The sequence below is a fragment of the Halorubrum sp. SP9 genome (assembly GCF_005435015.1).
GTDB classification, from domain to species: Archaea; Halobacteriota; Halobacteria; order Halobacteriales; family Haloferacaceae; genus Halorubrum; species Halorubrum sodomense.
The window spans coordinates 229-784 of the sequence record NZ_SGXU01000185.1 but is presented as its reverse complement, the minus strand read 5'-3'; the positions used below and the strand labels follow the sequence as shown (position 1 = coordinate 784).

General features: G+C 44.8%; 1 protein-coding gene and 1 pseudogene. Both read right to left on the bottom strand.

Annotation, left to right across the window (positions count from 1 at the left end; all coding sequences use genetic code 11):
* The coding region (locus tag EXE45_RS17115; protein ID WP_137695038.1) for an ATP-binding protein at nt 1-303 on the bottom strand (303 nt) is incomplete at its 3' end.
* A gap of 6 nt (nt 304-309) precedes the next feature.
* A pseudogene (locus EXE45_RS20885) lies at nt 310-556 on the bottom strand (histidine kinase); the annotation flags it as partial.

Sequence of the window (556 nt, the reverse complement as noted above, 5' to 3'; positions counted from 1 at the left end):
ATCATCCGCAATCGTAATTTTGATCCAATTGTTATCGGTGTTAGCTACGGTCACACCTACTGTTGGCGTCTCTTCGGTGCTTGCCGCCACGGCATTATCAATTGCTTCGATGATTGCTTTCTGTACATACACTGGGATGCGTCCGGTGAATGGAGCGTCTAGTGTCAACGAGATATCTGCTTCAGGATGTTTAGATTGTTGGGACTCAACGATATCTGGTAAGAAATCACCTGGAAGCTTATGATCTGGCTTTCCGGATTCTGATTCGATCAACTTTTGGACTTCTTTCAGTTCACCTGTCATTTTTTCTCATGAATCCAAGATATTCTTAACTCTATTTGCGTGAGACATGCGCTCTTCACGAGAAACCGCTGTCGCAGCCATTTGTGTCCAGCCATTTACTTTCATCAAATCATTTCGCATGTTATGACGCATCAGACGGTGGAGAACTCGAAGGTGTTCTCTCTGCCGTTGTTTGTCAGTTATGTCGTAGCCAGCTACGATGAGCTGTATGACCTTACCGTTCTCATTAGTGACTGGCTTCACTGAAACCTCA